Consider the following 17,025-nt stretch of genomic DNA (forward strand, 5'->3'; position numbering starts at 1 on the left):
GATGAGTGCACAACAAACACGCGCACCGCTGCTGCGTCGGATCGCGCCATACGGTGCGGCGGGGCTGGCCGCGATCGTCGGCGTCGCGATCTGGAGCGGCACGGGATCGCAGAGCGGCGCTGATGCGTCGCGCACGCCAGCCAATGCGGTCGCGGCCGACGGCGCGAGCGCCGCAGTTCGTCAGGCCGCGCTGCCGGCGAGCGCCGCATTGCCGGCGCCACTGGTCGGCTCCAGCGCGCCGCGGTTGCCGCTCGATTCGGGCGGGCATCTCGCGAAGGTGCGCGCGGTGCGTGACTTCTTCGATTACTGCCTGACCGCGCGCAGCGAGCTCACTGCGGCCGCGCTCGACGCATTGGTCGCACGCGAGATCGCCGCGCAGCTCGATGCAACGCCCGCGCAGCCCGAGGCGCTCGACGTGTGGCGCCGCTACCGTGCGTATCTCGACGCGCTCGAGAAGCTGCCGGACGGCGGCGCGGTCGACAAGATCGATCCCGAGGCGCTGCAGCGCGCGCTCGACCAGCGCGCGTCGATCGCGCACCGGACGCTCGGCGACTGGAGCCAGCCGTTCTTCGGTGCCGAGCAATCGCAGCAGCGCTACGATCTCGCACGGCTCAGGATCGTGCAGGACCGCACGCTGACCGATGCGCAGAAAGCGGAGCGGCTCGCGGCGCTCGACCAGCAGATGCCGGCCGACGAGCGTGCCGCGCGCGCGCCGGCCGAGCGGCAGCGCGCGGCGCTCGACCAGATCGCGCAATTGCAGAAGAGCGGCGCGACGCCGGACGCGGTGCGCGCACAACTGACGCAGTCGCTCGGTGCGGACGTGGCCGCGCGCGTCGTGCAGATGCAGCAGGACGACGCGTCGTGGCAAAGCCGTTACGCGGATTATGCGGCGCAGCGCGCGCAGATCGATGCGGCCGGGTTGTCGCAGCAGGATCGCGATGCGCAGATCGCGGCGCTGCGGCAGCGGATCTTCACGAAGCCGGGCGAAGCGGTGCGCGCCGCGGCGTTCGATCGCAGCGCGGCCGGCACGCGGTAACCGCACGCGCCAACGCCACGCGCTGACGCCCGTGCGCTACGCCGCGTGCGTGAAATGCCGCGGCAGATGCTGTTCGATCGTTGCCGCGAGCGTATCGAACGCCGGCCCGATGCGCTCGTGCGCGACGCATGCATAGCCGAGCAGCAACCCGGGCCGTGCGGTGGCCTCGCTGCTGTAGTAACTGGTGAGCGGGCGCACGATCACTCCGGCGTCGAACGCGCTTTGCGTGACCGCGTGATCGTCGCATCCTTCGGGCAGACCGAGCACCAGATGCAGGCCGGCCTCGTCGCCCATCACCGGCAGCGCGTCGCCGAAGCGCGCATGGATCGCATCGATCAGCAATTGCCGACGCTCGCCGTACAGCGTGCGCATGCGCCGCACGTGCGACGTCAGGTGACCATCCATGATGAATTCCGCGAGCACGGCCTGCTGTATCAGCTGGCCTTCGCGGTACAGCTCCGACAGCCCGGTGCGAAACGTGTCGACGAGATGCTCGGGCACGACCATGTAGCCCATCCGCAAGCCGGGGAACAGCATCTTGCCGAGGCTGCCGACGTAGATCACGCGGCCGCCGTCGTCGAGGCCCTGCAGCGACGCGAGCGGCCGGCTGCCGTAGCGGAATTCGCTGTCGTAGTCGTCCTCGATGATCCAGCAGCGATGCTGACGCGCGTATTCGAGCAGCATCCGGCGCCGCGCGAGGCTCATCACCATCCCGAGCGGATACTGGTGCGACGGCGTGACGAGCACGAGCCGCGGCGGATGCTGCATGTCGCTCGTGCGCGGATCCAGCCCTTCCTGATCGACCGCCACCGGCGCGAGCGTCAGGCCGGCCGCCTGCAGCACGCTGCGCACGCCCCAGTAGCACGGCTCCTCGACCCATGCGCGATCGCCGATGTCCGACAGCAGCCGCACCGCGAGATCAATCGACTGATGAATGCCGGTCGTGATGATGACCTGGTCGGGCGAGCATTTGACCGAACGCGCGACGCGCAGGTAGTCGGCGAGCGCGCGGCGCAGCGGCCGGTAGCCGCCGCCCGGCGCATAGGTCAGCAGCTCCGGGTTGGCTTCCTTCCACAGCCGCGCCTGGAGGCGGCTCCAGGTCCGGCTCGGGAATTCCGCCACGTCCGGCACGCCGGGCATGAACGCGCCCCACTGGCGCCGCGACACGCCCGCATGCTCGATCAATTGCCGGCCGCGCATCGACAGGTCGCGGCGCGTGTCCTGCTGCGGCGCCGCATCGGCTTCGCACGACGGCTGCGCGGCGCCCGGCACGCGGATCGCCGCGGCGTCCGGTCGCGTGTCGGCCACGTAGGTGCCGCTGCCGGTGGTCGTCAGCACGTAGCCCTCGGCGGTGAGCTGATCGTATACGTGAAGCACCGTATTGCGCGCGATCGACAGATCGGCTGCGAGCGTGCGCGAGCTCGGCAGCTTGGTGCCCGGCGCCAGTTCCCCGGTGAGGATCGCCTGCTGCATCTGCTGCAGAAGCTGCCGGTACATCGGCTCGGACGAACTGCGGTCGAGGCGGGCGGACAGCCAGTCGGCCAGGATCACGGTATCCAAAGTGGTCCCACTAGGAATATTGAAATGGTTCCCTATTGTAGAACCGTACGCGCCGTATAGTAGTTCGCATGTCAAAAACATTTGTCGCGCAGCAAGGGGACCACCACGATGAAGTCCGATGATGTGATCGTCAGCTTTCGCGGCGTGCGAAAGACCTACGACGGCGAGACGCTGGTCGTCAAATCGCTCGACCTCGACATCAAGCGCGGGGAATTCCTGACGCTGCTCGGGCCGTCCGGATCGGGCAAGACCACCTGCCTGATGATGCTGGCGGGCTTCGAGTTCCCGACGGGCGGCGAGATCCGTCTCGACGGCGAGCTGCTGAACACCGTGCCGCCGCACAAGCGCAACATCGGCATGGTGTTCCAGAACTACGCGCTGTTTCCGCACCTCACGGTCGAACAGAACGTCGCGTATCCGCTGACGGTGCGCAAGCTCGGCGCCGCCGAGCGCGCCGAGCGCGTCGCGCATGCGCTGAAGATGGTGCAGATGGAGCGCTTCGCGAAGCGCTATCCCGCGCAGCTGTCGGGCGGCCAGCAGCAGCGTATCGCGCTGGCGCGTGCGCTCGTGTTCGAGCCGAAGCTCGTGCTGATGGACGAGCCGCTCGGCGCGCTCGACAAGCAGCTGCGCGAACACATGCAGTACGAACTGAAGGCGCTGCACGAGAAGCTCGGCGTCACGTTCGTCTACGTGACGCACGACCAGGGCGAGGCGCTGACGATGTCCGATCGCGTCGCCGTGTTCGACAAGGGCATCGTGCAGCAGCTCGACACCGTCGACCGCCTGTACGAATCGCCGTGCAACGAATTCGTCGCGAACTTCATCGGCGACAGCAACCGTCTGCGCGGCACCATCGCGCGCGTCGACGGCGAATTCTGCGAGTTCCGTCTCGACGACGGCACGCAACTCGTCGGCCGCCGCATCGGCGATGCGGTCGAAGGTGCGCCGGCCGTCGCTTGCATCCGCCCCGAGCGCATGAGCCTCGCGAACGGTCAGGCAAGCAGCCCGGCCAACTGCGTGACCGGCGAGGCGCGCAGCCTCATCTATTTCGGCGATCACGTGCGCATGCGCTGCGCGCTGCCGGGCCAGGACGAATGCTTCGTGAAGGTGCCGCTCGGAACGGGCGCGCTCGACACGTTCTCGCCCGGCGCGCCGATATCGCTCGCATTTGCACCCGAGCACCTGCGCGTGTTCGCGTGACGCCGGGTTCATCCGCTTTTCCGCAGTACGACGTCAACAACAACTGCCTCACTTCCACCACGAGAGGAACCATCATGAACGGAGCAAGCACTACCGCGCGTCGCACCGCGCTCGCCCTGGCACTCGCCGTCGTCGGCGCATCGGCCACCGCGGCCGAACTCACGGTCGTCAACTTCGGCGGCGCGAACGGCGACGCTCAGAAGGCCGCGTTCAACCAGCCGTTCGAGAAGGCGTCCGGCAACAAGGTCACGGCCGTCGAGTACAACGGCGAACAGGCCAAGGTCAAGGCGATGGTCGAGGCCAAGCACGTGAGCTGGGACGTCGTCGAAGTCGAATCGGGCGACCTGAACCGCGGCTGCGACGAAGGGCTGTACGAGAAGCTCGACTGGTCGAAGATCGCGAAGAAGTCCGATCTGATTCCGGAAGCACCGCAGACCTGCGGCGTCGGCTTCTTCGTGTGGTCGACGGCGCTGTCCTACAACGCGGACAAGCTGAAGAGCGCACCGACCGGCTGGGCCGATTTCTGGAACGTGAAGAAATTCCCGGGCAAGCGCGGGATGCGCAAGGGCGCGCGCTACAACCTCGAGTTCGCGCTGATGGCCGACGGCGTCCCGACCAAGGACGTGTACAAGGTGCTCAGCACGAAGGCGGGCCAGGATCGCGCGTTCAAGAAGCTCGACGAGCTCAAGCCGTACATCCAGTGGTGGGAAGCGGGCGCGCAGCCGCCGCAGTTCCTCGTGGCCGGCGACGTCGTGATGTCGACCGCGTACAACGGCCGCATCGACGCCGCGCAGAAGGAAGGCAAGAACCTGAAGGTCGTGTGGAACGGCAGCATCTACGACCTCGACTACTGGGCGATTCCGAAGGGCACGCCGAACAAGGCGCTGGCCGAGCAGTACATCGCGTACACGCTGACGCCGAAGGCGCAGCAGGCGTATGCGCAGCACATCGCGTACGGCCCGTCGAACGTCGTGGCGATCAAGTCTCTCGATGCGAAGACGCTCGCGAACCTGCCGAACTCGCCGGCCAACGGCAAGAACGCAGTGCTGGAAGACATCGGCTTCTGGACCGACCACAGCGACGAGCTCGAGCAGCGCTTCGCCGCATGGGCGACGAAGTAACGGCCGTTCAGCTGTCCTGATGCAACCCGCCGCGCGGCGCGTCGAGCGCGCCGCGCGGCATTCCACCGGATCGAGCCCGGCCGGAGAGAACCGTTGAACACGATGACGATCGCCCCCTCTTCACCGTCGACCGCCGCGCTCAAGCGCGAGCTGAAGTCCGCCGAGGCCCGCAAGCGCACGATGGCGTTGCTGCTGATCGCGCCGCTCGCGATTTTCCTGCTGCTCGTGTTCGTCGTGCCGATCGGCACGCTGCTCACGCGCGCGGTGCAGAACCCCGAGATCGCGACCGCGCTGCCGAACACGATCGCCGCGCTGTCGGCCTGGGACCGCAAGGCGCCGCCCGCCGATGCCGCCTACGTCGCACTCGCGGCCGACATGGCGAAGGTCGCCGACAGCGAGGCGATGGGCGCACTCGCACGGCGCCTGAACACCGAAATTCCCGGCTATCGCTCGCTGGTGGCGAAGACGGCCCGCGCGATGCCGCTGAAGGGCGACAACGATGCGGCGCTCACGCCTGCGCAAACGCGTGCGAAGCTGATCGAGCTCGACTCGCGCTGGGGCGAGCTGCCTTACTGGCAGTCGATCGCGAAGAACGGCAGCCAGTTGTCGCCGTTCTACCTGCTCGCGTCGCTCGACCACAAGCAGGACGGTTTCGGCAACATCGTGCAGGCCGACCCCGATCAGTCGATCTACCTCGCGATCTTCGGCCGCACGTTCGTGATCGGCGTCGCGGTCACGCTGTTCGCGCTGCTGCTCGGCTATCCGCTCGCCTACTGGATCTCGACGCTGTCCGAGCGTCGCGCGAACCTCGTGATGATCCTCGTGCTGATTCCGTTCTGGACCTCGGTGCTGGTGCGCGTCGCCGCGTGGATCGTGCTGCTGCAGAGCGAAGGGCTCATCAACAGCGCGCTGATCGGCAGCGGGCTGATCTCGCATCCGTTGAGCCTGCTGTTCAACCGCGTCGGCGTGTACATCTCGATGACGCACATCCTGCTGCCGTTCATGATCCTGCCGCTGTACAGCGTGATGAAGTCGATTCCGCCGACTTACCAGCGCGCGGCCGTGTCGCTCGGCAGCCATCCGTTCGCCGCGTTCTGGCGCGTGTACGTGCCGCAGACCTACCCGGGCATCGGCGCCGGCGCGCTGCTGGTGTTCATTCTCGCGATCGGCTACTACATCACGCCGGCGCTGCTCGGCGGGCCGAACGACCAGATGGTCAGCTACTACGTCGCGTACTTCACCAACGTGACGATCAACTGGGGCATGGCGTGTGCGCTCGGCGGGCTGCTGCTCGCGGCGACGCTGGTGCTGTATGCGGTATACGGGCGCTTCACGCGCACCAACGTGAGCCTCGGCTGAGCCGGGCACAGGGAAACGGGAAGGGAGTCCGACCATGAAACTCGCCAGGCCGCTGTTCGCGCCGCACATGTCGTTCGTCGAACGCGCGTGGTACGTCGCGCTGCGCGTACTCGTCGTGCTGACGCTGCTGTATTTGATCCTGCCGGTGCTCGCGATCGTGCCGCTGTCGTTTTCGTCGAGCACGTTCCTCGTCTATCCGATTCCGGGCTTCTCGATGCGCTGGTACGAGAACCTGCTCGCGTCGGACGAGTGGCGCATGGCCGCGAAGAACAGCTTCATCGTCGCGCCGGCGGCCACCATCGTCGCGACCGTGCTCGGCACGCTCGCCGCGATCGGCCTCACGAAGGCCGACTTCCGCGGCAAGGCGCTGCTGATGGCGATCCTGCTGTCGCCGATGATCGTGCCGGTGGTGGTGGTCGGCGTCGGCATGTACCTGTTCTTCGCGCCGCTCGGGCTCGCGAACACCTACACGGGGCTGATCGCCGCACACGCGGCGCTCGGCGTGCCGTTCGTCGTGACGACGGTGGCCGCGACGCTGCAGGGCTTCAACTACAACCTGGTGCGCGCGAGCCTGTCGCTCGGCGCGAATCCGGTCACGACGTTTTTCCGCGTGACGCTGCCGGTGATCGCGCCGGGCGTGATGTCGGGCGCGCTGTTCGCGTTCGCGACGTCGTTCGACGAAGTCGTGGTCACGCTGTTCCTCGCCGGCGCCGATCAGACGACGCTGCCGCGCCAGATGTTCACCGGCATCCGCGAGAACATCAGCCCGACGATCGCGGCGCTCGCGACGATCCTGATCATCTTCTCGACGAGCCTGCTGCTCGCGCTCGAATGGCTGCGCGGCCGCAATGCGCGGCGCGCGGTGTCCTGACGGCGAGCGCTTCGCCGGCCGGCGCGCCGCCATCGGCGCGCGCCGGCCTTCACGCGACGCTCAGAAGCCGCCCGACTGGATCAGCTTGTTGAGGTTCGTGACGTTCAGGCTGCCGAAGCCGGTCGGGTAATCCCAGCCGGTGCCTGCCGTGTAGCCATACCCCTGATAGCCGTTGTTGCCCGACACCACGTCGTAGCGCACCAGCGACGGATTCGACGGAATGCGCGCATAGAACCTGGCGGCCGGGAAGCCGAGCCCGGTGCCGTTTGCCGCGAGCAGCCGCGCCCAGAAGCCGGTGAAGATCGGCGCGGCGAGGCTGGTGCCGCCGATCTGCTGCAACTGGCCGTAGTTGTAGATGTACGCGCCGGTGCTCTGCGCGGCGTCGAACGACACGTCCGGCAAGCGGCGGTTGCTGCCCGACTGCCACGCCGGCGCCGGCAGGATCGTGCTGACGCCGCCGCCCGTCGCCCACAGCTTGCCGTTGCCGTCGAGGCCTTCGTTCCACACCGTCTCGTTCGAGAACGCACCGGCCGACGTCGTGTACAGCGTCGTGCCGCCGATCGCGAGCACGTGCGGCGACGCGGCCGGCCACGACACCGTGTAGTTCGAGCCGTCCGGATAGCCGCGGTTGTTGCATTCGTACACGCCTTCGTCGCCCGACGACACCGAGAACGTCTGGCCCTGCGCCGCGGCGGTCGTGAAGATCTGCTCCTCGGCGTCGAGCGTGCCGTCCGCGTTCGCGTCGGTCTCGCACCAGCCGAGCGACACGTTGATCACCTTCGCCGTGTTGTCCGACACCACGCGGTTGAACGCCTGCGTGAGCCCGGTGTTGCCGGCCGCGTTCAGGTCGGCCATGTAGAACACCAGCTTGCCGACCTGGCCGCCCGCCGAGCCGACGATCGACTGGCTGTCGAGATCCCATTCGCCCTGGCCGTCCTGGTCGTCGCTGTAGCTGCCCGACGTGCCGGTGCCGTTGGTCTTCACGGCCTGGGTCGTGACCGTGCCGTAGCCGTTGCTCGACGTGAACTGCTTCAGGTCCCGCAGCGTTTGCGACACGCCGCCGATCGTCACGATCCCCACCGTCACGCCGGCCGCCGTCGGCACGCCGGTCGCGTTGTAGAGGCCGGGGAATTCCTTCGGATAGTGGCCGGTAGCCGTGCCGGCCGCGAGCGTCTGCGGCTTCGCGACGTTGCCGATGCGCAGCATCGGGCGCGCGCGTGCGACGTTCTGCAAGCCGAGCACCGAGCCGACGACGTCGCCGAGCGCGCGCGGCACCTGCGCCGTCGACGCGTTCGCGAACCCGGCGCGGCCCGCGTACTGGAAGTGCACGAGCGACGTGTTGAACGCGGTCTTCACGGTGCCCGCCGTGCCGTGCGCCGACACCAGCAGCCGGTTCGGCGCGACCTCGATGTTCACGAACCCGCTCTTGCGCAGATAGTCGACGACCGACTTCACCTGCGCTTCGGTCGGCGCGTAGTCCGCGAGGAACTGCTCGTGCGTCAGGTACTGGCCGTAATGCGCGTTGCCGGGCCGGTTCACGTCGCGGGCGAGCTGCTTGAGCTGCGCCGCGTTGCGCAGCTTCAGGCTGACGACGATGTCGGCCGTCTCGCCGGCCGCGAGTTCGAGCGACGGCGCCGTGCTGCGCGCCATCAGCTGCGGGCCGGTCAGAAAGGCCTTCGTGTGGGTATCGACCCAGTCCGTGCTCGCATGCGCCGCACCGGCGGCGAACACGAGCGGCCACGCGCACGCGAGGCGGCGGGGCGACGGGAGGGATAGGGCGAACCGCGCGTTCCTTTTCATCGGGAATCCTTTTTCGGGAGAGACGACGTTGCTGGAAGCCGCAACCCTTGTGGGGCTGCGAGCGGTGACGAGCGTAGGGTGTCGGGGTCGTTCAGGTAGCTGGCAGTTTCCATAGCTGTCAGTTCTGACACCGACGTGCCGCGCGCGGGCACTGCGTTGGGTGCGCGCGCAACGGCATGCGCGGACGGACGGAACCGGTTTGCGGCGCGCCGGTGCGACCGTCCGCGCCGTTCGAGCGCATGACGCGTTCGTTGCGGTATCGGAATGTGCGCAATTGCGCGGCGCTGCCGTGCGCGCACGCGTCGTTCGCCTCCGCGCCGGAATGCGGCGCGCGTCGCACTATGTGGGCGCGCGACGGCGCGGGGCCGGGACGCGTGCAGCGCGAGCCGCGACGGCGGGAATTCTCGACCCGTTCGGACGTGCCGGTTTCCCGAACTGTGGAACGTCGCATCGCCGAGCCTTGCAGCGTCCTTTCGGTTCGCGAAGCGCGCGAGCCGATTAGAGGAATTGCTCGAACGCATCCGGATGCCGGGTTCGGCCGAGCGTCCGATGTCCACGGCGCGCCGGTGCGGCGGCGTTTGCGCGCATTCGGTCTACCCGGCTTGCGCGTGCCCCGCGCGACATCCGATCGCAACCAATGTTTGACGCGCGCCGTCCCCGAGCTATTCTCCAATCCATAACCACGAAGTTATTGATTCCAGCATGCAAAGCCCGCACGACCTGCTGTTCAGAACACTTGCCGATCCGACGCGCCGCGCGCTGTTCGAGCGACTGTGTGCGGAAGGCGAGCTGACGGTCGCCGCGCTGACGGCCCGCGCCGGCGTGTCGCAGCCGGCCGTGTCGAAGCATCTGGGTGTACTGAAGCAGGCCGGGCTCGTGAGCGACCGTCACGCGGGCCGGCAGACGCACTACAGCGCGCAGCCGCAGGCGCTGACTCCGTTGCTCGACTGGGCCGGCCAGATGACCGCCTTCTGGCAGAACCGGTTCGATGCGCTCGAAGATCTGCTCAGGAGAATGGACCAATGAACCCCAACCCCGCCGCAACCCGTACCGTCGTCGTCGAACGGGAGCTGTCGCATCCGCCCGAGAAGATCTGGCGTGCGCTCACGCAACCGCATCTGCTCGACGCGTGGCTGATGCAGAGCGATTTCGAACCGGTGGCGGGCCGCGCGTTCAGTTTTCGCGCCGACTGGGGTTCGGTCGACTGCACCGTGCTGACGATCGAGCCGCACCGCGCGCTGTCGTACACGTGGGCCGCTCATGGCCTCGAAAGCGTCGTCACATGGACGCTCACGCCCACGCCGCACGGCACGCTGCTGCGAATGGAGCAAAGCGGCTTCCGCACCGACCAGGAGCAGGCGTACCGTGGCGCGCAGCACGGCTGGCCGCAGTTCTTCGCGTCGCTCGAACAGCTGCTCGCGCGCCCGGACGAGGGCGGGGAGGCCGACGCATGAGCGCCGCCGGGCACGACCTGACGCCGTCCGCGCGCATCGACGCGCTGATCGCCGGAATCGCCGACTGGCGCCGCGACGTCTTTGCCGAGCTGCGCGCGACGATCCTCGCGGCCGACGCCGGCATCGTCGAGGAATGGAAGTGGATGGGCAGCCCCGTCTGGTCGTGCGACGGGATGATCGCGGTCGCGAACGCGCACAAGGGCAAGGTCAAGCTCACGTTCATGCACGGCGCGCAGCTGGCCGATCCCGATGGGCTGTTCAACGCGGGCCTCGACGGCAACGCGCGCCGCGCGATCGACTTCATGGAAGGCGACAAGCTCGACCGGCGCGCGCTGCAGCGCCTGATTCGCGCGGCGATCGACTACAACCGCGCGCATCTGAAGAAGAACGCACGCGCCGCTGCGGGTGCGAAGGCGCGCGGCGGCAAGCAAGCCTAGCGCCGCCGGCCGCTGCGTCGCGCGCCTTTGTACAGACGAAAAAAACCCGACACGAGGTCGGGTATCCAAATCGGCCGCAACCGCCGCGAGGCGGCTGCGGCACCTGCAAAAGCAGGGCGCTTACGCTGCGAGCAGCGAGCGCAGCACGAACGGCAGGATCCCGCCGTGCTTGTAGTAGTCGACTTCGATCGGCGTATCGATGCGCAGCAGCACCGGTACGCGGGTCGTTTCGCCGTTCTTGCGGTGGATCACCAGCGTGACGTCCTGCTGCGGCTTGAAGTCGTCGCCGAGGCCTTCGATGTCGTAGGTCTCTTCGCCGGTGATGCCGAGCGACTGCACGCTGTCCGCGCCCTTGAACTGCAGCGGCAGCACGCCCATGCCGACCAGGTTCGAGCGGTGGATGCGCTCGAAGCTGCGGGCGATCACGGCCTTCACGCCGAGCAGCTGGGTGCCCTTCGCGGCCCAGTCGCGCGACGAGCCCGTGCCGTACTCTTCGCCCGCGAACACGACGGTCGGCGTGCCGGCGCCGACGTACTTCATCGCCGCATCGTAGATCGACAGCTGTTCGCCGCTCGGCTGGTGGATCGTCAGACCGCCTTCGACGCGCGTGCCGTCGGCCTTCGCCGGGATCATCAGGTTCTTGATGCGGACGTTCGCGAACGTGCCGCGCATCATCACGTCATGGTTGCCGCGGCGCGAGCCGTAGCTGTTGAAGTCGGCCTTCTGCACGCCGTTCTCCTTCAGCCACTTGCCTGCCGGCGAGTCTTCCTTGATCGAGCCTGCCGGGCTGATGTGGTCGGTCGTCACCGAATCGCCGAAGATGCCCAGTGCGCGCGCGCCCTGGACGGTCGGGATCGACGCGGCCGGCTCCATCGAGAAGTCGTGGCCGAAGAACGGCGGCTCGGCGATGTAGGTCGACTTCGGCCAGTCGTAGACCTGGCCCGTTTCGCCCTCGATCTTGCTCCACAGGTCGCCCTTCTTCGTGAGCTTCGAGTAGTTGTCCTCGAACTTCTTCGGGTCCAGCGCGAACTTCAGCAGCGCGTGGATTTCGTCGCTGGTCGGCCAGATGTCGCCGAGGTAGATGTCGTAGCCGTCCTTGCCCTTGCCGACCGGCTCCGTCATCAGGTCGCGCGTGATGTTGCCGGCGATCGCGTAGGCGACGACGAGCGGCGGCGACGCGAGGAAGTTCGCGCGGATGTTCGGGTGGATGCGCGCCTCGAAGTTACGGTTGCCCGACAGCACGGCCGCCGCGACGATGTCGTTCTTCGTGATCGCTTCGTTCAGCTCCGGCGTCAGGTCGCCCGCGTTGCCGATGCAGGTCGTGCAGCCGTACGCGGCGACTTCGAAGCCGAGCTTCGCGAGGTACGGCAGCAGGCCCGTCTTCGTCAGGTATTCGGTGACGATGCGCGATCCCGGCGCGAGCGACGTCTTGATGTGCGGCGCGACCGTCAGGCCGGCTTCCACGGCCTTCTTCGCGAGCAGGCCGGCGGCCAGCAGCACGCTCGGGTTCGACGTGTTCGTGCACGACGTGATCGCGGCGATCAGCACGTCGCCGTTCTTCACGTCGACGCCGTTGCTCGTCGTGTACTGCGCGTTCAGGTCCTCGGCCTTCTTCGCGAAGCCGTTTTCGGCGACCGGCTTCGAGAACAGCTCGGTGAACGTCGACTTCACGTTGCCGATTTCGATGCGGTCCTGCGGGCGCTTCGGGCCGGCCAGCGACGGCGCGACCGTCGCGAGGTCGAGCGTGACCGTCTTCGTGTAGTCGATGTCGCCTGCCTTCGGGATGCCGAACAGCTTCTGCGCCTTGAAGTAGTTCTCGAACGCGGCGATTTCGGCCTTCGTGCGGCCCGTGCCTTCGAAGTACTCGATCGTCTTTTCGTCGACCGGGAAGAAGCCCATCGTCGCGCCGTATTCCGGCGCCATGTTGCCGATCGTCGCGCGGTCCGGCAACGACAGCGACTTCGTGCCTTCGCCGAAGAACTCGACGAACTTGCCGACGACCTTCTCCTTGCGCAGCATTTCGGTGATCGTCAGCACCAGGTCGGTGGCCGTCACGCCTTCGCGCAGCTTGCCCTTCAGCTCGACGCCGACGACGTCCGGCGTCAGGAAGTACACCGGCTGGCCGAGCATGCCGGCTTCCGCTTCGATGCCGCCCACGCCCCAGCCGACCACGCCGATGCCGTTGATCATCGTCGTGTGGCTGTCGGTGCCGACGAGGGTGTCCGGGTAGTACACGGTGTCGCCGCCGTCGGCCTTCTTGTGCACGCCGCGCGCGAGGTATTCCAGGTTCACCTGGTGGACGATGCCGACGCCCGGCGGCACGACCTTGAACGTGTCGAACGCCTGCATGCCCCACTTCATGAACTGGTAGCGCTCGTTGTTGCGCTGGAATTCCAGCTTCATGTTCAGGTCGAGCGCGTCCTTCTGACGGAAGTAGTCGATCTGCACCGAGTGGTCGACGACGAGATCGACCGGCACCAGCGGCTCGATCTTCTTCGGATCCTTGCCCGAACGCTGCGCGACACCGCGCATGGCCGCGATATCGGCGAGCAGCGGCACGCCGGTGAAGTCCTGCAGCACGACGCGCGACACCACGAACGGAATCTCGTCGACCCGCTTCGCGGTCGGCTGCCAGTTCGCGAGCTGCTCGATGTGTTCTTCGGTGATCTTCTTGCCGTCGTAGTTGCGCAGCACGGACTCGAGCACGATGCGGATCGACACCGGCAGGCGTTCGATCTTCGTCTTCAGTTCCTTGCCGAGCTGCGGCAGCGAGTAGAACTTGCCTTTGCCGGAACCGCTGTCGAATTCCTTGAGGGTCTTGTGGAGATTGTGGGCCATGGTGATTTTCCTGGGTTTAAGGCTAGGAAACAAAGAGTCCTGTATCTGACGGCTAGATCATATACAGATCGACGTACTCATTGACCGGCATCGCATCGAGCTTTGCCTGGTCCAGCGACACGTCGAGAATCGCTTGTTGCTGCTTTGCCGGGAAACGGCGGGCAAGGTTGGTCCGGAATTTCTCGATCAGCAGCGGGATGCCGTCGGCACGGCGTCGCTGATGGCCGATCGGATATTCGACCGTCACCTCGGCAAGCGTCGACCTGTCCGCGAATTCGATCGTCAGCGCGTTCGCGATCGAGCGCTTGGCCGGGTCGTGGTAGTCCTTCGTGAACTGCGGATCCTCGACGCACACGGTCTTCGCGCGCAGCGCGTCGATGCGCGGATCGGCGGCGGTCGCGTCTTCGTAGTCGGCCGCGCTCAGCCGGCCGAACAGCAGCGGCACGGCCACCATGTACTGGATGCAGTGGTCGCGGTCGGCCGGATTGGCGAGGGGCCCCTGCTTGTCGATGATGCGGATCGCGGCCGCGTGCGTGCGGATCGTGATGCGGCTGATCTCGTCGGTCGTGCGGCCGGCCGCGGCGAGCCGCGCGTGCAGCTGCAGCGCGGCCTCGACGGCCGTCTGCGCATGGAATTCGGCGGGGAACGCGATCTTGAACAGCACGTTCTCCATCACGTAGGTGCCGTACGGGCGCTGGAAGCGGAACGGCTGCCCGCGGAACAGCACGTCGTAGAAGCCCCAGGTCTTCGCGGTCAGCGCGGACGGGTAGCCCATCTCGCCGGTCTTCGCGATCAGCGCGAGGCGCACCGCGCGCGACGTCGCGTCGCCGGCCGCCCACGACTTGCGCGAGCCGGTGTTCGGCGCATGGCGGTAGGTGCGCAACGCGTGGCCGTCGACGAACGCGTTCGACACCGCATTGAGCAGCTCGTCGCGCGTGAGCCCGAGCAGGCGGCCGACCACGGCGGTCGACGCGACCTTGACCAGCAGCACGTGGTCGAGCCCGACGGCGTTGAAGGAATTCTCGAGTGCGAGGCAGCCCTGGATCTCGTGGGCCTGAATCATCGCGACGAGCACGTCGCGCATCGCGAGCGGCTTCCTGCCGGCCGCGACGGCCGTGCGGGACAGCCAGTCGGCCGTCGCCAGGATCCCGCCGAGGTTGTCGGACGGATGACCCCATTCGGCGGCGAGCCAGGTGTCGTTGAAGTCCAGCCAGCGGATCATCGCGCCGATGTCGAACGCGGCCTGTACGGGATCGAGCTGGAAGGACGTGCCGGGCACCTTCGCGCCGTTCGGCACGATCGTGCCCGGCACGACGGGGCCGAGCAGCTTGGTGCAGGCAGGGTAGGAGAGCGCCTCGAGTCCGCATCCGAGCGTGTCGATCAGGCAATGACGCGCCGTCTCCAGCGCGAGCGCGCTGTCGATGCCGGTGTCGAGCACGTAGTCGACGATGTCGACGAGTACCGAATCCGGCGCAGGGCGGACGTTGGAGACCGGGGCGGACATCGAGGGCCTGGGCGCGCTTAGTTCGTCGCCGGCTTCAGCTCGTTGGACTGCGTCGGTGCGGCGCCGCCTTGCGCCATTTCCGGCGTCACGCATTCGTCGGCGAGACGCTCGCCGCCGTTCGCGTCGCTGAACAGCATCGCCTTGGTCGGGATCACGACCAGCTTGAAGCCGGCGGCCGGATCGTAGAACGTGTCGGCGCCGGTCGTCGTGGCCTGACGCGGCAGCTTGTAGTTCTTCTTCGCCCAGTGGACCGTGACCAGCTGGTCGCGCTTCATGTCGCCGGCGAGGTCGAACGACAGGCCGTCCTTGCACGCCCACTTCACTGCGCCGTCCGGTACCGGATCGACCTTCGCCGCGGCACGCGCGAGGGACTTCTTGCTGCGCGGAATCAGGCGCTTGGCCGGTGCCGGGCGCTTGGCCGTCTTCTTCGCAGTCGTGGCCGTACCCTGGGCGAACGCGCTCGGCGCCGACACCAGCAGCGTGGCGGACAACGCGCCGATGGCGGTAGCGATCAGGAGTTTCTTCATGGAGTCAGAACCTTTCGATTATCAGTTGACAAGGGCCGGCTGCTGACGCCGCCGGCCGGTTTGAAACTGCACGCGCCCCCGGAAGCGCGCAGCGGCCGCTATTTTGACCTATTTGGCTGCGCATATTTCAGGTTTTCGGGCTCGGTTACGTTTTTTGTCGTTTCGCAAACCTGTGTCGCGTTCGCGCGCCGGAGATTCGATGAAATCCGCATGTCGGCGGCTCGGCCGGCTTAACCGGCGCCTGCGCCGGCCGGCCCGAACAGCGGCGCGGCTTCGCGCGGCACGGCCTGGCCAGTCGCCTTCGCGCGGCGCAGCACCGACCAGTAATAGCGGTAGCTCGCGCGGTCGTGCAGCGTGTCGCCGTGGCGCGTCGGGCCCCAGTCGGCGGCCTGCGCGGCCAGCAGGATCTCGGCGGCCAGCGCGACCTCGTCGGTGCGCGGCGCGAATGCGTCGACGATCGGACGGATCTGCGCCGGATGGATGCTCCACATCCGCGTGAAGGCGAATTCGTCGCGCGCGCGGCGCGCATCGCCGGCCACGACGCTCATGTCGCGCACGTCGGTCGTGACGTTGTGCGACGGCGTCTTGCCGTGCGCGTGGCAGGCCGCGGCGATCTCCAGCTTCGCGCGGCGCACGACCGGGTGATCGAACTGGCCCGGCGAGCGCATCGCCGCATCGGGAATCGCGCCGTGATGGGCGGACACGAAATCCATCAGCCCGAAGCTCAGCGTGCCGACCAGCGGCAGCGCGGCGAGCGTCGCGGCCTGCGCGAGCGCGCCGTGCGTCTCGACCAGCACGTCGACCGGAATCGGCTGCGCGAGCCCGAGCTCGCAGCGCGTGCCTTCGATGAACGCGATCATCTCGGCCGCATCGGCGGCGCCGGCGACCTTCGGCAGCGTGACGTAGGCGGGCGCGCGCGCGGCGCGCAGCACGATGCGCACGTCGTCGCGCCAGTGCGGATGGGAAAAGTCGTGAATGCGGACGCCGACGCGTCCGAAGCGGTTCTCGGCGCTGCCGAGGAATTCGGCGACGAGCTGTGCGTGGGCGGCTTCCTGGCCGACGGCCGCGCCGTCCTCGCAGTCGAGCGTGATGTCGAACACCGGGCCGAGTTCGGCCTGGAGCGCGAGCGATTTGCGCATCAGCTTCTCGCTGCCCGCGTAGTGATCGCAGCAGGGCAGGATCGCGGGCGGCGACGCCCCGTCGTACAGCACTTGTGCAGGAGTGAGCGCGGACATCTCTTCTACGCCAGGGAAGCGGATCATCGGGGAGAAATCGGATCCGGCCACGTTCTGGGCCGGCACGCGCTGCGCGCCGGCGG

General features: G+C 67.6%; 14 protein-coding genes. 8 read left to right on the forward strand and 6 right to left on the reverse strand.

Annotated elements, in window-relative coordinates; translation table 11 throughout:
* The first annotated feature begins 1 nt into the window (after position 1).
* Complete coding sequence (locus C3Y15_RS08205; protein ID WP_011881699.1) at positions 2-1,036, forward strand: lipase secretion chaperone; 1,035 nt, start codon at positions 2-4, stop codon at positions 1,034-1,036.
* 36 nt (positions 1,037-1,072) lie between these two features.
* Here the strand turns inward: C3Y15_RS08205 and C3Y15_RS08210 are convergent, their stop codons facing one another.
* Positions 1,073-2,596 carry a PLP-dependent aminotransferase family protein gene (locus tag C3Y15_RS08210; RefSeq protein WP_069246539.1) on the reverse strand — a complete coding sequence of 508 codons (1,524 nt, stop codon included), beginning with the start codon at positions 2,594-2,596 and terminating at the stop codon, positions 1,073-1,075.
* A 108-nt stretch (positions 2,597-2,704) separates the two neighbouring features.
* Between C3Y15_RS08210 and C3Y15_RS08215 the strand changes: the two genes are divergently transcribed.
* The 4 genes from C3Y15_RS08215 to C3Y15_RS08230 all read left to right on the forward strand — a co-directional run bounded on the left by C3Y15_RS08215 (position 2,705) and on the right by C3Y15_RS08230 (position 7,147).
* Positions 2,705-3,796: an ABC transporter ATP-binding protein gene (locus C3Y15_RS08215; RefSeq protein WP_011881701.1), complete on the forward strand. Its 1,092-nt coding sequence runs from the start codon at positions 2,705-2,707 to the stop codon at positions 3,794-3,796.
* Between the two features lie 74 nt (positions 3,797-3,870).
* Positions 3,871-4,917, forward strand: a complete 1,047-nt coding sequence (locus C3Y15_RS08220) for an ABC transporter substrate-binding protein (protein WP_069246538.1) — start codon at positions 3,871-3,873, stop codon at positions 4,915-4,917.
* Between the two features lie 102 nt (positions 4,918-5,019).
* On the forward strand, positions 5,020-6,276 hold the full coding sequence (locus C3Y15_RS08225) for an ABC transporter permease (RefSeq protein WP_011881703.1): 1,257 nt from the start codon (positions 5,020-5,022) through the stop codon (positions 6,274-6,276).
* A gap of 34 nt (positions 6,277-6,310) precedes the next feature.
* Positions 6,311-7,147: an ABC transporter permease gene (locus C3Y15_RS08230; RefSeq protein ID WP_011881704.1), complete on the forward strand. Its 837-nt coding sequence runs from the start codon at positions 6,311-6,313 to the stop codon at positions 7,145-7,147.
* 60 nt (positions 7,148-7,207) lie between these two features.
* Here C3Y15_RS08230 and C3Y15_RS08235 read toward each other — a convergent pair whose 3' ends face one another.
* The gene (locus tag C3Y15_RS08235; protein WP_059668967.1) at positions 7,208-8,947 is read right to left on the reverse strand and encodes a S53 family peptidase; all 1,740 of its coding nucleotides are present in this window, start codon (positions 8,945-8,947) and stop codon (positions 7,208-7,210) included.
* A 702-nt stretch (positions 8,948-9,649) separates the two neighbouring features.
* Between C3Y15_RS08235 and C3Y15_RS08240 the strand changes: the two genes are divergently transcribed.
* From C3Y15_RS08240 to C3Y15_RS08250, 3 genes are read left to right on the forward strand one after another with little or no spacing between them, the layout of a single operon-like run.
* Positions 9,650-9,973: a metalloregulator ArsR/SmtB family transcription factor gene (locus C3Y15_RS08240; RefSeq protein ID WP_014724723.1), complete on the forward strand. Its 324-nt coding sequence runs from the start codon at positions 9,650-9,652 to the stop codon at positions 9,971-9,973.
* Complete coding sequence (locus C3Y15_RS08245; protein WP_046424693.1) at positions 9,970-10,401, forward strand: SRPBCC domain-containing protein; 432 nt, start codon at positions 9,970-9,972, stop codon at positions 10,399-10,401. Before C3Y15_RS08240 ends, C3Y15_RS08245 begins: the two co-directional genes overlap by 4 nt.
* Complete coding sequence (locus tag C3Y15_RS08250) at positions 10,398-10,838, forward strand: DUF1801 domain-containing protein (protein ID WP_011881709.1); 441 nt, start codon at positions 10,398-10,400, stop codon at positions 10,836-10,838. Before C3Y15_RS08245 ends, C3Y15_RS08250 begins: the two co-directional genes overlap by 4 nt.
* 120 nt (positions 10,839-10,958) lie before the next feature.
* Here C3Y15_RS08250 and acnA read toward each other — a convergent pair whose 3' ends face one another.
* The 4 genes from acnA to C3Y15_RS08270 all read right to left on the reverse strand — a co-directional run bounded on the left by acnA (position 10,959) and on the right by C3Y15_RS08270 (position 16,942).
* Positions 10,959-13,676 carry an aconitate hydratase AcnA gene (gene acnA / locus C3Y15_RS08255; protein WP_011881710.1) on the reverse strand — a complete coding sequence of 906 codons (2,718 nt, stop codon included), beginning with the start codon at positions 13,674-13,676 and terminating at the stop codon, positions 10,959-10,961.
* Between the two features lie 52 nt (positions 13,677-13,728).
* Positions 13,729-15,180, reverse strand: coding sequence for a bifunctional 2-methylcitrate dehydratase/aconitate hydratase (locus C3Y15_RS08260; protein WP_045578164.1), 1,452 nt, complete (start codon positions 15,178-15,180; stop codon positions 13,729-13,731).
* A 17-nt stretch (positions 15,181-15,197) separates the two neighbouring features.
* Positions 15,198-15,707 carry a hypothetical protein gene (locus C3Y15_RS08265; protein WP_011881712.1) on the reverse strand — a complete coding sequence of 170 codons (510 nt, stop codon included), beginning with the start codon at positions 15,705-15,707 and terminating at the stop codon, positions 15,198-15,200.
* Between the two features lie 230 nt (positions 15,708-15,937).
* Positions 15,938-16,942 (reverse strand): aldolase/citrate lyase family protein, encoded by a 1,005-nt coding sequence (locus tag C3Y15_RS08270; protein WP_069246537.1) that lies wholly within the window; start codon positions 16,940-16,942, stop codon positions 15,938-15,940.
* Between the last annotated feature and the right edge of the window lie 83 nt (positions 16,943-17,025).

Source organism: Burkholderia sp. B10 (assembly GCF_004368385.1).
Classification (GTDB): domain Bacteria; phylum Pseudomonadota; class Gammaproteobacteria; order Burkholderiales; family Burkholderiaceae; genus Burkholderia; species Burkholderia vietnamiensis.